Source organism: Streptomyces himastatinicus ATCC 53653 (assembly GCF_000158915.1).
In the GTDB taxonomy this organism is placed as follows: Bacteria; Actinomycetota; Actinomycetes; order Streptomycetales; family Streptomycetaceae; genus Streptomyces; species Streptomyces himastatinicus.
In genome coordinates, this window is the sequence record NZ_GG657754.1 from 5,401,473 (window position 1) to 5,415,736 (window position 14,264).

Annotated in this window: 10 protein-coding genes, 3 tRNA genes and 1 pseudogene; 10 read left to right on the forward strand and 4 right to left on the reverse strand. The window is 72.0% G+C overall.

Annotation, left to right across the window (positions count from 1 at the left end):
- Both SSOG_RS22855 and SSOG_RS22860 read right to left on the reverse strand, forming a co-directional pair.
- The coding region (locus tag SSOG_RS22855) for a PAS domain-containing protein (RefSeq protein ID WP_154686106.1) at positions 1-2,281 on the reverse strand (2,281 nt) is incomplete at its 3' end.
- 212 nt (positions 2,282-2,493) lie between these two features.
- Positions 2,494-2,943, reverse strand: coding sequence for an SSI family serine proteinase inhibitor (locus SSOG_RS22860; RefSeq protein WP_009716613.1), 450 nt, complete (start codon positions 2,941-2,943; stop codon positions 2,494-2,496).
- A gap of 218 nt (positions 2,944-3,161) precedes the next feature.
- Between SSOG_RS22860 and SSOG_RS22865 the strand changes: the two genes are divergently transcribed.
- From SSOG_RS22865 to SSOG_RS22875, 3 genes are all read left to right on the forward strand, one after another.
- Positions 3,162-3,252 (forward strand) — tRNA-Ser (locus SSOG_RS22865).
- Positions 3,253-3,535: 283 nt separating this feature from the next.
- Positions 3,536-3,608: transfer RNA gene (locus SSOG_RS22870), tRNA-Arg, on the forward strand.
- Between the two features lie 176 nt (positions 3,609-3,784).
- The gene (locus SSOG_RS22875) at positions 3,785-4,366 is read left to right on the forward strand and encodes a class I SAM-dependent methyltransferase (protein WP_039938426.1); all 582 of its coding nucleotides are present in this window, start codon (positions 3,785-3,787) and stop codon (positions 4,364-4,366) included.
- Here SSOG_RS22875 and SSOG_RS22880 read toward each other — a convergent pair.
- Entirely contained in the window at positions 4,363-4,932 is a 570-nt protein-coding gene (locus SSOG_RS22880) for a cysteine hydrolase family protein (protein ID WP_039938427.1), read from the reverse strand. The two genes, SSOG_RS22875 and SSOG_RS22880, sit on opposite strands and share 4 nt — an antisense overlap.
- A gap of 152 nt (positions 4,933-5,084) precedes the next feature.
- Here SSOG_RS22880 and SSOG_RS22885 point away from each other — a divergent pair, with 152 nt between their 5' ends.
- From SSOG_RS22885 to SSOG_RS22895, 3 genes are all read left to right on the forward strand, one after another.
- Entirely contained in the window at positions 5,085-5,735 is a 651-nt protein-coding gene (locus SSOG_RS22885) for a DUF4232 domain-containing protein (RefSeq protein WP_039938428.1), read from the forward strand.
- Positions 5,736-5,810: 75 nt separating this feature from the next.
- Positions 5,811-5,884 (forward strand) — tRNA-Met (locus tag SSOG_RS22890).
- A gap of 75 nt (positions 5,885-5,959) precedes the next feature.
- Positions 5,960-6,838 (forward strand): amidohydrolase family protein, encoded by an 879-nt coding sequence (locus tag SSOG_RS22895; RefSeq protein WP_039938429.1) that lies wholly within the window; start codon positions 5,960-5,962, stop codon positions 6,836-6,838.
- Between the two features lie 23 nt (positions 6,839-6,861).
- Here the strand turns inward: SSOG_RS22895 and SSOG_RS22900 are convergent, their stop codons facing one another.
- Positions 6,862-7,743: an LLM class F420-dependent oxidoreductase gene (locus SSOG_RS22900; RefSeq protein ID WP_009716618.1), complete on the reverse strand. Its 882-nt coding sequence runs from the start codon at positions 7,741-7,743 to the stop codon at positions 6,862-6,864.
- 206 nt (positions 7,744-7,949) lie between these two features.
- Here SSOG_RS22900 and SSOG_RS22905 point away from each other — a divergent pair, with 206 nt between their 5' ends.
- From SSOG_RS22905 to SSOG_RS22915, 4 genes and pseudogenes are all read left to right on the forward strand, one after another.
- Positions 7,950-8,687: a response regulator transcription factor gene (locus SSOG_RS22905; RefSeq protein ID WP_039938430.1), complete on the forward strand. Its 738-nt coding sequence runs from the start codon at positions 7,950-7,952 to the stop codon at positions 8,685-8,687.
- 5 nt (positions 8,688-8,692) lie between these two features.
- On the forward strand, positions 8,693-10,567 hold the full coding sequence (locus SSOG_RS22910) for an ATP-binding protein (RefSeq protein WP_106516440.1): 1,875 nt from the start codon (positions 8,693-8,695) through the stop codon (positions 10,565-10,567).
- Between the two features lie 25 nt (positions 10,568-10,592).
- A pseudogene (locus SSOG_RS48750) lies at positions 10,593-11,871 on the forward strand (bifunctional glycosyltransferase family 2/GtrA family protein).
- Positions 11,868-14,237 carry a mannosyltransferase YkcB-related protein gene (locus SSOG_RS22915; RefSeq protein WP_039941559.1) on the forward strand — a complete coding sequence of 790 codons (2,370 nt, stop codon included), beginning with the start codon at positions 11,868-11,870 and terminating at the stop codon, positions 14,235-14,237. The pseudogene SSOG_RS48750 and the gene SSOG_RS22915 overlap by 4 nt, the downstream one beginning before the upstream one ends.
- Positions 14,238-14,264: the final 27 nt, after the last annotated feature.

The following is a 14,264-nucleotide window of genomic DNA, read 5'->3' on the forward strand; positions in this document are numbered from 1 at the left end:
CGAACCATTCGCGGCGGGCCCGTTTCGCGTCGGCCGCCGCCGGAGGCAGGGCGAACGGCGAGCGGCCTCCGCCCTGGCCGCCCTGCTGGGACTGGGCCGGATACGGACCCTCGGCCTCCTGGGCCGGGGAGCCGCGCCGCCGGCCGCCCGAGGCCGGGCGCTGCGGCTGAGCGGCCATGCCCTGCGGCGGTACGACGCCCATCGCGGCGGGGCCGACCGGCTGCGGACCGTGCTGACCGTGCGGACCGGCATCAGGACCGGCACCGGCGCCCTGGCGGTTCGTACCGTCGCCCGCGACCGCCGACGGGTCCTCGTCGGGGCGCGGGCGCGCCCGGCGCCGCCCGGTCGGCCGCGGCTGGTCCTGCTCGCCCGGCTGGTTCTGCTGCCGCGGATCGGCACCGGCCTCCGCGGGGAGCGCGGTGGATACGGAACGGTTCTGCGCGCCGCTCGTGTCCGCCGTGGCCGGGCCGCCGTCCTGCGGATCGCCGGAGCCGGGGGCGCCGTTCGGGTCGCCGTCCGCGCCGCCGCCGGACGTGCTCGTGGACGCGCCGGTTCCGCCGCCGGAGGTGCCCTGGCCCTGCGTACCCTGCGTGCCCTGCGTGCCCTGCGTACCGTCCGTGCTCCCGGGCGCCGCCTGGGCGTCGGCCTTCGCGCGCTCCTGGTCCGCGGCGGCCGCCGAGATCGGCACCTCCAGGACATACGCGTGCCCGCCCATGCCCGGCATCTCGTGCGTCTGGAGCACACCGCCGTGCCGGCGCACGATCCCGCGCACGATCGGCTCGTGCACCGGGTCGCCGCCCGCGTACGGCCCGCGGACCTCGATCCGTACGACGTTGCCGCGCTGTGCCGCCGCGACCACGATCGTCGAGTCCCCGGACGCGCCGCCCCCGCCCGAGGCCGTCTTGCCGGTCGAGTCGACCCCGGCCACGTCCGCGATCAGATGGGCGAGCGCCTGGGCCACCCGCTGCGGGTCCACTTCGGCCTCGATCGGCGGGGCGTGCACGGCGAACTGCGCGCGCCCCGGGCCGATCAGCTCGACCGCGCCCTCGACACCGGCAGCCACGACCTCGTCCATCGAGACCGCGCACCGGGCCAGCTGCTCGCCGTCCGCGTCGAGCCGCTGATAGCTCAGGACGTTGTCGACGAGCGTGGTCATGCGGGTGTACCCGGCGGCCAGGTGGTGGAGGATCTGGTTGGCCTCGGGCCACAGCTGTCCGGCCGGGTCGTCGGCCAGGACGCCGAGTTCGCTGCGCAGCTCCTGGAGCGGACCGCGCAGCGACTGGTCCAGCACCGCGAGCAGCTGGCCGTTGCGGGCGGCGAGGGCGTCCAGCCGCTCCGCGTACGTCTGCCGCTCCCGGTCGAGCTGGGCCTGAAGCTCCTCCATCGCCTTGGCGTGCTCGTCGCGGAGCTCCTCCAGCTCCTTGCCGTGCTGCGCCGTGAGGCTCTCCACCTCCTCGGCGTGCTTCGAGACGAGGGCTTCCTCGGCGCGCCGGTCGGTGAAGGTCATGACGGCGCCGACGAGTTGCTCGCCGTCCCTTACGGGCGCGGTCGTCAGGTCGACCGGTACCGCGCTCCCGTCCTTGGCCCACAGCACCTGGCCGCGCACCCGGTGCTTGCGGCCGGAGCGCAGGGTGTCGGCGAGCGGGGACTCCTCGTACGGGAAGGGGGAACCATCCGGACGCGAGTGGTGTACAAGAGAGTGAAGTTCCTGACCGCCCAGGTCACTGGCCCGGAAACCGAGGATCTGCGCCGCGGCCGGGTTGACGAGGACCACCTTGCCCTCGGTGTCCACGCCGACCACGCCCTCCGCCGCCGCGCGCAGAATCATCTCGGTCTGGCGCTGCTGGCGGGCGAGTTCGGCCTCGGTGTCGAGCGTCCCGGTCAGGTCCCGGACGATGAGCATCAGCAGCTCGTCGCCCGTATAGCTGTACTGATCGGCGTACGGAGTCCGCCCGTCCTCCACGTTCGCGCTGGTCACCTCAACGGGGAACTGAGCCCCGTCGGTGCGCCGCGCCATCATCCGGGTCGGCTTGGTGCCGCTGGTCCGTTCCGCTTCCGCGGGCCTGCGCATCGACCCGGGGATCCGGTTGGGATCGAAGGAAGGGAGGAGATCGAGCAGACCACGACCCACGAGCGCGGTGCCCGGCGTCTCGAAGGACTCCAGCGCGATGTGGTTGGCGTTGTTTTTCGTGCCGTTGCAGTTGACCAACAGCAGCGCGTCGGGAAGGGCGTCGAGTATCGCTGCGAGGCGAGCAGCGCCTCGGGATGGCCTGCTGCTCACGACGACGCTTCCTCCCTGACTTACCGCACCTTGCTGACACCCGCGGTCATTTTGCCGCCTGTCCGTGGAGTGTCTCAGGGGAGTCTACGGGCACCAAGGGCGGGCGCGGCGGTAGATGAGAGGGAGGTCGCAGCACGACGTGCACGTCTCGGCGCACGCCCGGACAAACCCCTCGGCCTCTTCCGCCGCACACTCCCGGCCCAATCCCCAGGTCAGCTCCCAGGCAGACGCAAAACGATCGAGAAACGGTTCCACCGGGCGATTTCACACCCGTTCGTTCGCGTGAAGCGAGCATTGACGGGACGGCCCGCCCAGCGCCCCCGCAGCGTAGCCGTGGCCTCCCCGCCGTACTGCCCCGTGCACATCGCCCCGGGCGGCACCGGCGCGAACGGATCCCGGCCCCACTCGGTCTGCGCGTCCAGCTGACGGCAGGCGGCCCGGGCCCGGGGGTGCGTACCGCCGGTGGGGTGGCACGCCAGCACGTACCGCACGGTGTCGAAGTGCCGGCCCGTCTCGCTCACCCTGACGACGAGACGGTCGGAACTCTCCCCGTCGTACGACATCGGCAGCGGCAGCGGCGTGGCCGTCGCAGGGCTCAGTGCGGCCACGGTGGCGGCGACAGCGGCGGCGGTGGTGACGGCGAGGCGATGCAGCAGGGGCATGTCAGTACTCCTGGTGTGATCGGACCGGGGCGCGCTGCCCCTGCCCCTGCTAACGCGCCTCCGCCGCGCGCGTTGCGCCGCCATCCGGGCATTGCGCGGCCAAAGAGCTTTGCGGTCCTGCCCGCCTGCCGAGTACCGTAGGCCGCGATTGGTGACATCCCGCTGGGCTGTGACATCATCTGCACACACCACATCGCGCTCGCGCGGCACGGTGTGCTGGAGGCTTCGCCTAGTCTGGTCTATGGCGCCGCACTGCTAATGCGGTTTGGGCCCTAAAGCCCATCGAGGGTTCAAATCCCTCAGCCTCCGCTTCTCGAGAGCCCCGGTCGATCGCGACCGGGGCTCTTGTGCGTACGCCCTCCGAGTGACGAGCCCCCTCCGCAGCGTCACCCCGCCGAGGCATCCCACCGACCCACCCCGCGCCGCTCCGCCCCGGTCTCCTCCCCTGCCGCCATGACCGGTTCCACGCACCTCAAAACAGGTATTTGCCCAGGTCAGAGTGGGTGAGGGAAACGGATTTCGCGTGACGGCGCAGGTCATGTAATGTTGTCCCCGCAACGCCGACCGGCAAGAAAAACCGCCGGGAAGCCAAGCGCTCGTAGCTTAACGGATAGAGCACTTGACTACGGATCAAGAGGTTGCAGGTTCGAATCCTGCCGAGCGCGCAGCAGCTCAGAGGCCCCTTCCGAACGTCGGAAGGGGCCTCTGGCGTATGCGCTGACGTCAACGGTGACAGCAACCGCCGCGGGGCGGCTCGCTTGCGTGGGCGGCCCGCTCGGTGAGGCCGAGCGGGGTGACCGCCTCTGGCGCCGGTCGCGGGGCCTGGGTAGGGTCCGGCCGCATGGGAGTGAACTTCAACGATCACTACCATCCGCTGCTGCTGAAGCAGGTGCCGGACGGGGCGCGGACGGCGCTGGATGTCGGGTGCGGGGCGGGGCGGTTCGCGCGGCTGCTCGCGGGGCGGGGGCTGGACGTCGAGGGGATGGACGCCGACGCGGACGTCATCGCGGCGGCGCGGGAGGCCGGGGGCGGACCTCGGTACCGTCAGGTCGATGTGCGCGATGCGCACCTTCCGGATGGCCACTACGACTTCATCTCGTGCGTCGCCAGCCTCCACCACATGCGGTTCGAGACGGTGCTGACGTTGCGGAGGGCCCTGGCCCCGGGCGGGGTGCTGGCGGTGGTGGGGCTCTATCCGGTCGGGACGGTGACCGACTTCGTGTGGGCCCTCCCGGCGCGGGTGATCCTCAGGGCGGACCGGCTGCTGAGCAGGCGGCGCGCTGCTCCAGCCGTGCGGATCCCGATGGTCTGGCCGCCGCCGCTGTCGTACGACCGCACGCGTGCCGAATCCGCCCGGCTCCTGCCCGGTTCGACGGTGCGCCGTCTGCTGCTGTGGCGGTATCTGTTGGTGTACCGGGCCTAGCCCGTGGTGAAGGCGAGGTCGGCGGCGCGGGCGATGATCTCGATCTCGTCGCCCAGGGCCCATTCGGCGACGCGCGACACCATCGCCGCCGGTACGGCGTCGCTGATGTCCGCCGCCGCCGGGATGTCGTACGTCGCGTGGGCGTCGTGGGGCATGACCACCCGGTAGCCCAGCTCCAGGGCCGTGCGGGCTGTCGCGCTGACGCACATCTCGGACATCACCCCGCACACGGCCAGGGCCCGTACGCCCCGCCCGGTCAGCAGATCACCCAGTCCCGTCTCGTGGAAGCCGTCGTCCTCCGTCTTGCGGATCACGACCTCGCGATGGGTTTCGCGGACGGGCAGGTGCAGTTCCCAGCCCGGGGTCTTCGGTTCGTCGGGCGCGCCCGCGGGGCCGTCGTTCTGGAGGTGGACGACGAGCGAGCCACCGGCGCGTGCCCGGGCGATCAGGTCGGTGATCCGGTCGAGGAGCCGGGGCGCCTCGGGAACCGCTTCGGGGCCCGCGACGAAGGCCGACTGGACGTCGACCACGATCAGGGCCTGGGCGGGCGGCACGGGATGGGTCATGGAGTGATGGTGCAGGACGGTCCCGCGACCAGGCCAGGGCCGGGGCGTTAGCGAGGCGTTAGTGATGTGCCACTGAGGTGTTAACAGGGCACTAGCGCGGATCGGCACGGTAGTTGGTGCGAGATTCGCACCCATCGATCCAGGGGGATCCCATGTCGCACATCACGCTCACGAGCCGGGGCAAGGTCGTCGTCGCCACGATGGCGGCGGTGGCGGCCATGGGGGTTACGGCTTGTCAGGGCAGCGAGCCCAAGCCCGAGGGGAAGGCTCCCGTGTCCGCCGCCTCGCAGGCCTCGCAGGACGGGCAGGACGCGCAGGGCCGGCAGGATGGCGACGCGACGGGCTCGGCGGGCGGCGAGGAGATCGGGTCGAAGGCGGGGAGCGCCGGGAGCGGGCGGTGCGAGTCCTCGTCGATGGGGCTGCGCGTGGGGCGGGCCGACATCGGGGCGGGCAACATCCGGTACTCCCTGGTGTTCACCAACAAGGGGAGGAGCGCCTGCACGCTGAACGGGTTCCCCGGGGCGTCGCTGCTGGCCAGGGACGGTCAGACGATCGGGAAGCCGGCCGAGCGGGAGGGGGCCAAGGGGAAGCCCGTCACGGTGCCCGCCGGGGGCAGCGCGCATGCCGTGCTGCACACGATCAACGACGGCCTCTCGGACAAGCCGTGCTGGAAGAGCGCCTCCCTGGTGCAGGCCTACCCGCCCGGGTCGAAGGAGGCCATGACCGCGCGGGTCTCCTCGGGGCTGCGGGTGTGCGGGGACGAGTTCACCGTGACGGCTGTGGAGCCCGGGGCGGGTGCGTAGGCGGGGGCGTAGGGCCGGGGCGTGCGGAACCGATTTCCCTCTGCGCGGCGAATGACGTAGTGTTGCATTCACCGACGCGGGGTGGAGCAGCTCGGTAGCTCGCTGGGCTCATAACCCAGAGGTCGCAGGTTCAAATCCTGTCCCCGCTACTTGAGATCGAGGGCCCGGTATCAGAAATGGTGCCGGGCCCTCGATCGTGGTTCCACGACCGTACGGTGATCCGTATGACTGATGCTGACGCCGTCCCGGTCCATCGCTTCTGGCAGGGGCTCGGGCTGCCCGGAATCATCGACGTGCACACGCACTTCATGCCGAAGAACGTCCTGGACAAGGTCTGGGCGTACTTCGACGCCGTCGAGCCGCTGGTCGGCCTCGAGTGGCCCATCACCTACCGCCAGGACGAGGCCGAACGGCTCGCGACCATCCGGGAGTTCGGGGTGCGGGCCTTCACCTCGATGGTCTACCCGCACAAGCCCGGCATGGCGGCGTGGCTGAACGAGTGGGCGGCCGGGTTCGCCGCCCGTACGCCCGACTGTCTGCACACGGCGACCTTCTTCCCGGAGCCGGGCGTCGAGGAGTACGTGCGCGCGGCGCTGGACGGCGGGGCGCGGGTGTTCAAGTCGCATGTGCAGGTGGGGGCGTACGACCCGGGCGACGCGCTGCTCGACCCGGTGTGGGGGACGCTCGCCGACGCCGGGACGCCCATCGTCATCCACTGCGGTTCGGGCCCGGCGCCCGGCAAGCACACCGGCCCCGAACCGGTGGCCCGGCTGCTGGCCAGGCATCCGCGGCTGCGGCTGGTCATCGCGCATATGGGGCTGCCGGAGTACGCGGACTTCCTGGGGCTCGCGGAGCGGTACGAGGGGGTGCACCTGGATACGACGATGGCGTTCACCGACTTCTCCGAGAGCCACTGGCCGTTCCCGCCGGAGGAGCGGGGACGGCTCGGGGCGCTCGGCGACCGGGTGCTGTTCGGGAGCGACTTCCCCAACATCCCGTACGGATACGGGCACGCCCTGGAGGCGCTGACCCGGCTGGATCAGGACGACGCCTGGCTGCGGGGGGTGTGTCACGGGAACGCGGCGCGGCTGTTCGGCCTGTGACACACCCCCCCCGCAGCCGCGCGTCAGTGGCTGCCGAGGGGAAGGGCCTCGGCCAGGGTGCGCCACTCCTCGCGGGGGAGGGTTGTGAACGGATCGGAGGTCACCACCTGCACCGCCAGGTGGTCCGCGCCCGCCTCCAGGTACGTGTCCACGCGGCGCCGGATCGCTTCCGCGTCGCCCAGGGCGAACACGGAGTTCACCAGGCGCTCGCTGCCGCCGTCCGCGAAGTCCTTCTCCTCGAAGCCCCACCGCAACAGGTTGTTGGTGTAGTTGGGCAGCTTCAGGTACATCGACAGGTAGTTGCGGGCGGTGGTGCGGGCGCGGTCGAGGTCGGTGTCGAGGACGACCTTGAGGTCCGGGGCGAGCAGGGCGCCGTCGCCCAGGATCTCCCGCGCCTCGGCCGTGAACTCCGGGGTGACCAGGTACGGATGGGCGCCCGCGGCGCGGTCGCGGGACAGCTCCAGCATCTTCGGGCCGAGGGCGGCCAGGACCCGCCGGGACGCGGGGACCGGGATCGGGGCGGAGTCCAGGTCCGTCAGGTAGTCCCGCATCGCCGAGTACGGACGCTTGTACCGCTCACCGGCGAGCGCGCTGTGGCTGACGCCGAGGCCCAGGACGAAACGGCCCGGGTGGGCCGCGTCGATGGCGGCGTACCGATCGGCCACGTGGGCGGCCGAGTGGTCCCAGATGCTGAGGATGCCGGTCGCGACGGTGATCCGGTCGGTGGCCTCCAGGAGGGTCGCGGCCTGGTCGGCGCTGGGGCTGCCGCCGAACCAGAGGGTGCCGTAGCCGAGCGCGTCCAGCTCGGCCGCCGCCTCGCTGACCTCCTGCGCCGAGCGGGACTCCGAGACCCGCAGTGCCGCGGTCCAGATGCCGATCTTGCCAAGGGCGGGTTGAGTAGCCATACCCCCATCGAACCGGAGGGTGATTCCGTCTATTCCCAATTCGAGGGCCGTTCACCCGTCCGGGCCAACCACTGGGCCCTCCCTCTGGGCCTTCTCGGGGCCGTTCCCGGCGTCTTTCCTGGCGTCTTTCTGGGGCCGCAGGATTCTCAGGTTATTCACAGGTAGCCGAAAGGAAGCTCTCAGACCGTCGCCGGAAGCTGACGTTCATGATGGCGACCTCGCCCCATGGGCGTACCGAGCTGCTGCGACCCGACGGGAGCCCCGTCCGGGTGCTGGTTGTGGACGACGAGTCGGCCCTCGCCGACCTGCTGTCGATGGCGCTGCGCTACGAGGGCTGGGAGGTGCGGACGGCGGGCGACGGCGCCGAGGCGATCCGTACGACCCGTGAGCTGCGGCCCGACGCGGTCGTCCTCGACGTCATGCTGCCTGACATGGACGGGCTCACCGTCCTGGGCCGGCTGCGCCGCGAGCTGCCCGAGGTGCCGGTGCTGTTCCTGACCGCGCGGGACGCGGTCGAGGACCGGATCGCGGGGCTGACGGCGGGCGGCGACGACTACGTCACCAAGCCGTTCAGCCTGGAGGAGGTCGTCGCCCGGCTGCGCGGGCTGCTGCGCAGGTCGGGGGCGGCGGCCGCGCGCAGCGAATCGGTGCTGGCGGTCGGCGACCTGGTGCTGGACGAGGACAGCCACGAGGTGTCGCGGGCGGGTCAGGAGATCCACCTCACCGCCACCGAATTCGAGCTTTTGCGCTACCTGATGCGCAACCCGCGCCGGGTGCTCAGCAAGGCGCAGATCCTGGACCGGGTGTGGAGTTACGACTTCGGCGGCCAGGCCAACGTCGTCGAGCTGTACATCTCGTATCTGCGGCGCAAGATAGACGCGGGCCGCAGCCCGATGATCCACACCCGGCGCGGCGCCGGGTATCTGATCAAGCCCGGGGAGTAGACACCGTGGCCCACCCGACACCGCCGTCCCAGGCCGCTCCGGCGCGGCCCCCGCGCGCCAGGAAGACCACCAGGGCCGCCGCCCGGCGGCCCTGGTCGCTGCGCACCCGCCTGGTCGTCTCGGCGGTGTCGCTGATCGCCGTGGTCTGCGCGGTGATCGGCACGGTCACGACGATCGCCCTGAAGTCGTACCTGGAGGGCCAGGTCGACAACGACCTGCGCTCGTCCGCGGGTGGCGCCATGCGCAAGGTGGGCGAGCAGCCGAACCCGGCCGATCCGCGCAGCCCGGAGAGCAGCATCTTCTTCCTCAACGGGCCCGGGCAGCCCATCGGAACCGCCGGGGCGCGGCTCGGGACGAACGGCAAGGTGGTCCAGGCCGGGAAGAGCAACGACGAGCCCATGCTGCCGGACTTCTCGAACGCCGCGCAGCGGGTGGACAAGCTGACAAGCAGCCAGGAGAAGGCGCTCACCGCCATTCCCCTCGACGACCAGGTGCACGCCGTCGACCTCCCCGGCCTCGGCAGCTACCGCGCCGTGGCCAAGTGGAACCCGAGGGACGGCGGGATCATCCTCGCGTTCCCGCTCAACCAGACCCAGGACACCGTCAACACCCTCATCCTGGTCGAGGTCTGCGTCGCCGCCGCCGGACTGGTCGCGGCCGGGCTCGCCGGGGCCACCATGGTCGGCATCTCGCTGCGCCCGCTGCGCCGGGTGGCCGCGACCGCGACCCGGGTCTCGGAGCTGCCGCTGCACAGCGGCGAGGTGGCGCTGCGGGAGCGGGTCCCGGCGTCCGAGGCCGATCCGCGGACCGAGGTCGGCCAGGTCGGGGCGGCGCTGAACCGCATGCTGGGGCATATCGAATCGGCGCTGGCGGCCCGCCAGGAGAGCGAGACGCGGGTACGGCAGTTCGTCGCCGACGCCAGCCATGAGCTGCGGACCCCGCTCGCCTCGATCCGCGGCTACGCCGAGCTGACCCGGCGCGGCCGGGAGGAGATCGGGCCCGACACCCGCCATGCGCTGGGCCGGGTGGAGTCCGAGGCCGGGCGGATGACCGGGCTGGTGGAGGATCTGCTGCTGCTGGCCCGGCTGGACGCGGGGCGGCCGCTGGAGTGCGCCGAGGTGGACCTGTCCCCGCTGGTGGTGGACGCGGTCAGCGACGCGCGGGCGCTCGGATCCGACCATCAGTGGCGGCTGGAGCTGCCCGACGAACCCGCGCTCGTGTACGGCGACTCGGCGCGGCTGCACCAGGTCCTGGTCAACCTGCTGGGCAACGCCCGTAACCACACCCCGGCCGGGACGACCGTCACCGCGCGCGTGCTGTGGGGCGGCCCGCACACCTCGCCGCGCCCGTCGCCGTACCTGGCCCCGTACGGCATGGTGCACGGACCGTCGTACGGGTCCGCGAACGGTCCGAGCAGCGGTAGCGGCAGCGGCAATGGCAACGGCAGCGGCTTCGGGCCCGGTTCGCCGTATGCCTTCGGGCATGACGCGCCGTCCGGCGGCAACGGCTCCGGCAACCCTTACGCGGCGCCGTACGGATCCCCGTCCGCCATGGCGCAGGCGGCCGTGCACCCCGGCACCTTCGGGCCGCCGCAGCCGCCTTCGTACCTCTCGCTCCAGATCGAGGACGACGGCCCCGGCATCCCGCCCGATCTGCTCCCGCACGTCTTCGAGCGCTTCGCGCGCGGTGACGCCTCGCGCTCGCGCACCGCGGGCAGCACCGGGCTGGGGCTGGCCATCGTGCACGCGGTCGTCGCGGCGCACGACGGCCAGGTGACGGTCGACAGCGTGCCGGGGCGCACCGTGTTCGGCGTCCATCTCCCTGTTCACCAGGTCGTAACGCACTCACAGTCAGGCCACAGGCTGACCACACAGCCGTGACAGCGCCGCTCGCGAATGTCGTTCCATGCGAACCGACACCCCTCTCGAGGCGCCGCCCGAGACACCCCTGGAGACCTTGCCCGCGCGCCGGCACATCGTGGTCGACCGCAGCCGTCCGGTGCTCGACGTCGTGATCCCCGTCTACAACGAGGAGGCGGACCTCGAGCGGTGTGTGCGACGGCTCCACGACCATCTGTCGCGGACCTTCCCCTACCGATTCCGGATCACCATCGCCGACAACGCCAGTACGGACCGCACGCCCCATGTGGCGGCCTACCTGGACGACACCGTCGAGGAAGTGACGGCGGTCCGGCTGGAGCAGAAGGGCCGCGGGCGGGCGCTGCGCACCGTGTGGACGCTGTCCGAGGCGCCGGTGCTCGCCTATATGGACGTCGATCTGTCCACCGACCTCAACGCGCTGCTGCCGCTGGTGGCCCCGCTGATCTCCGGCCATTCGGACCTGGCGATCGGGTCGCGGCTGTCGCGCAGCTCGCGCGTCGTACGCGGCACCAAGCGGGAGTTCATCTCGCGCGCGTACAACCTGATCCTGCGGGGCAGCCTGGCCGCCCGGTTCTCCGACGCCCAGTGCGGCTTCAAGGCGATCCGCAAGGACGTCGCGGAGCGGCTGCTGCCGATGGTCGAGGACACCGGGTGGTTCTTCGACACCGAGATGCTGGTGCTCGCCGAGCGGGCGGGGCTGCGCATCCACGAGGTGCCGGTGGACTGGGTCGACGACCCGAACAGCACCGTGCACATCGTGAAGACGGCCACCGACGACCTGAAGGGCGTCTGGCGGGTGGGGCGCGCGCTGGCCACCGGCGCGCTCCCGCTGGACCGGCTGCGCCGCCCGTTCGGTGACGATCCGCGCGACCGGGAACTGAGCGGCGTGCCGGGCGGACTGGCCCGCCAGCTCGTCGGGTTCTGCGTGGTGGGCGGGCTGTCCACGCTCGTATATCTCGCCCTGTACACGCTCTTCCGGCTCGGTACGGGCCCACAGGTGGCCAACGCGCTGGCGCTGCTGCTGTCCGCGCTCGGCAACACCGCGGCCAACCGGAGGCTCACTTCGGCGTACGCGCGGGACGGGCATCGCACAGGCCCACTTCGGCATCGGCCTCGTGCTGACCAGCGGCTCCCTGGCCGCCCTCGACACCGCCCCCGGCTCCCCCTCGCACGGCACCGAACTGGCCGTGCTCATCGCGGCCAACCTCGCCGCGACCGTACTGCGCTTCCTGCTCTTCCGGGCCTGGGTCTTCCCGTCGGACAGCGGGGCCACCACCGACCACGACCCGAGGACCAACCGATGACGACGTACGACCACGGACCCCGGGACGCCGGTCCGCCGCCCCATCCCGCAGCTCCTCCGCCCGGCGCGCCTGCCGCGCCCGTAGCTCCTGCCGCTCCCGTAGCTCCTTCCACTGCCGCCGCGTCTCCCGCGCCCGCCGCTCCCGGCGGCTCGCGCCTGGCGCGGGCGTGGCGGGGCCGTCCGGAGGACCCCCGCTGGGCGCGGCCCGCGCTGTGGGCCCTGCTCGCCGTGACCACCGTGCTCTACCTGTGGAGCCTGGGCGCCTCCGGCTACGCGAACCAGTTCTACTCGGCGGCCGTGCAGGCGGGCAGCGAGAGCTGGAAGGCGTTCTTCTTCGGCTCCTCGGACGCCGCGAACTCCATCACCGTCGACAAGCCCCCGGCCGCGCTGTGGCCGATGGCCCTCTCGGTGCGCATGTTCGGCCTGTCGTCGTGGGCGATCCTCGTCCCCGAGGCGCTGATGGGCGTCGCGACGGTCGGCGTGCTCTACGCGGCCGTACGCCGCCGGTTCAGCGCGGCCGCCGGGCTTATCGCGGGCGGCGTGCTCGCGGTGACCCCGGTCGCGGCGCTGATGTTCCGCTTCAACAACCCCGACGCGCTGCTGTGCCTGCTCATGGTCGCGGCCGTCTACTGCGTGCTGCGCGCGCTGGAGGACGCCCGGACGAAGTGGCTGGTGCTGGCCGGGATCTGCTTCGGCCTCGGCTTCCTCACCAAGACGCTCCAGGCGTGGCTGATCCTGCCGCCGCTCGCCGTGGTGTACGCGGTGTGCGCCCCGGCGAAGCTCGGTCGGCGGATCGGGCAGCTGCTGCTCGCGGGGCTCGCGATGGTGGTCTCCGGCGGCTGGTGGGTCGCGATCGTCGAGCTGTGGCCCGCGTCGTCCCGGCCGTACATCGGCGGCTCGCAGAACAACAGCTTCCTGGAGCTGACCTTCGGCTACAACGGCCTGGGCCGGATCAACGGCAACGAGACCGGCAGCGTCGGCGGCGGCGGTGCGCGCGGCGGTGGCGGCGGCGGCGGCGGGATGTGGGGCGAGACCGGTATCGACCGGCTCTTCGGCTCCGACATGGGCGGTCAGATCGCCTGGCTGCTGCCCGCGGCGTTCATCCTGCTGGTGGCGGGGCTGTGGCTGACCTGGCGGGCCAAGCGGACGGACACCCGGCGCGCGGCGTTCCTGGTCTGGGGCGGGGCGCTGCTGATCACGTTCGCGACGTTCAGCTTCATGTCCGGGATCTTCCACCAGTACTACAACATCGCCCTCGCGCCGTACATCGCGGCGATCGTGGGCATGGGCGCGACGATGCTGTGGGAGCGGCGGGGGCAGACCGAGGGCCGCGTCGGTACGACGGCCTCGGTGGTGCTCGCCGTCACGGCCGCGGTCACGGCCTACTGGTCGTACGTGCTGCTGGGCCGGTCCGCGGACTGGCACCCGTGGCTGCGCTGGGCGGTGCTGATCGCCGGGCTGGCGGCCGCGGTCGGGCTGCTGTTCGCGGCGCGGCTGGGGCGGAACCTCGCGCTGGGCGTGGCGGGGCTCGGTCTCGCGGCGGCGCTGGCCGGTCCGGTGGCGTACACGCTGAACACGGTGGAGACGCCGAAGAGCGGCTCGATCATCACGGCCGGTCCCACGGTGTCGGGCGGCATGGGCGGTCCGGGCGGCGGCGGCGGACGTCCCGGCGGCGGGCGCATGGGCGGCCCGCCGGGGATGCAGGGCGGCCAGCAGGGCCAGCAAGGCCAGGGTCAGGGCCAGCAAGGTCAGCAGGGCCAGGGCCAGCAGGGCATGCCGGGCGGTGGTCCCGGTGGCGGCTTCCCGGGCGGCGGCCAGCAGCAGAACGGCAACGGCAACGCCAACGGCAACGCTCAGGGCCAACAGGGGCAGGGACAGCAGGGCCAGGGCAACGGCCGGAACCAGGGCCGGAACGGTCAGCAGGGCATGATGCCCGGCGGCATGGGCGAAGGCGGCCGACGAGGTATGGGCGGCGGCGGCATGGGCGGGCTGCTCAACGGCCAGCAGGTCAACGCCAAGGTGAAGGCGAGGCTGGAGAAGAACGCCGACGACTACACCTGGGTCGCGGCGGCCATCGGCTCCCAGAACGCCGCGAGCTACCAGCTCGCCACCCAGGACCCGGTGATGGCCATCGGCGGATTCAACGGCAGCGACCCGTCGCCGACCCTCGCCCAGTTCAAGGAGTATGTGAAGCAGGGGAAGATCCACTACTTCCTCTCCTCGGGCAACGGCATGGGCGGCGGCCCGGGCGGTGGGAGCAACGGCACCTCGTCCAAGATCACGACCTGGGTCGAGGCGAACTACAAGAAGGTCACCGTGGGCAGCACCACGCTCTACGACCTGACGCAGAAGAAGTCCTCCAGCTGACGCCGGAGTCCCGTCCGTACGGGCCGG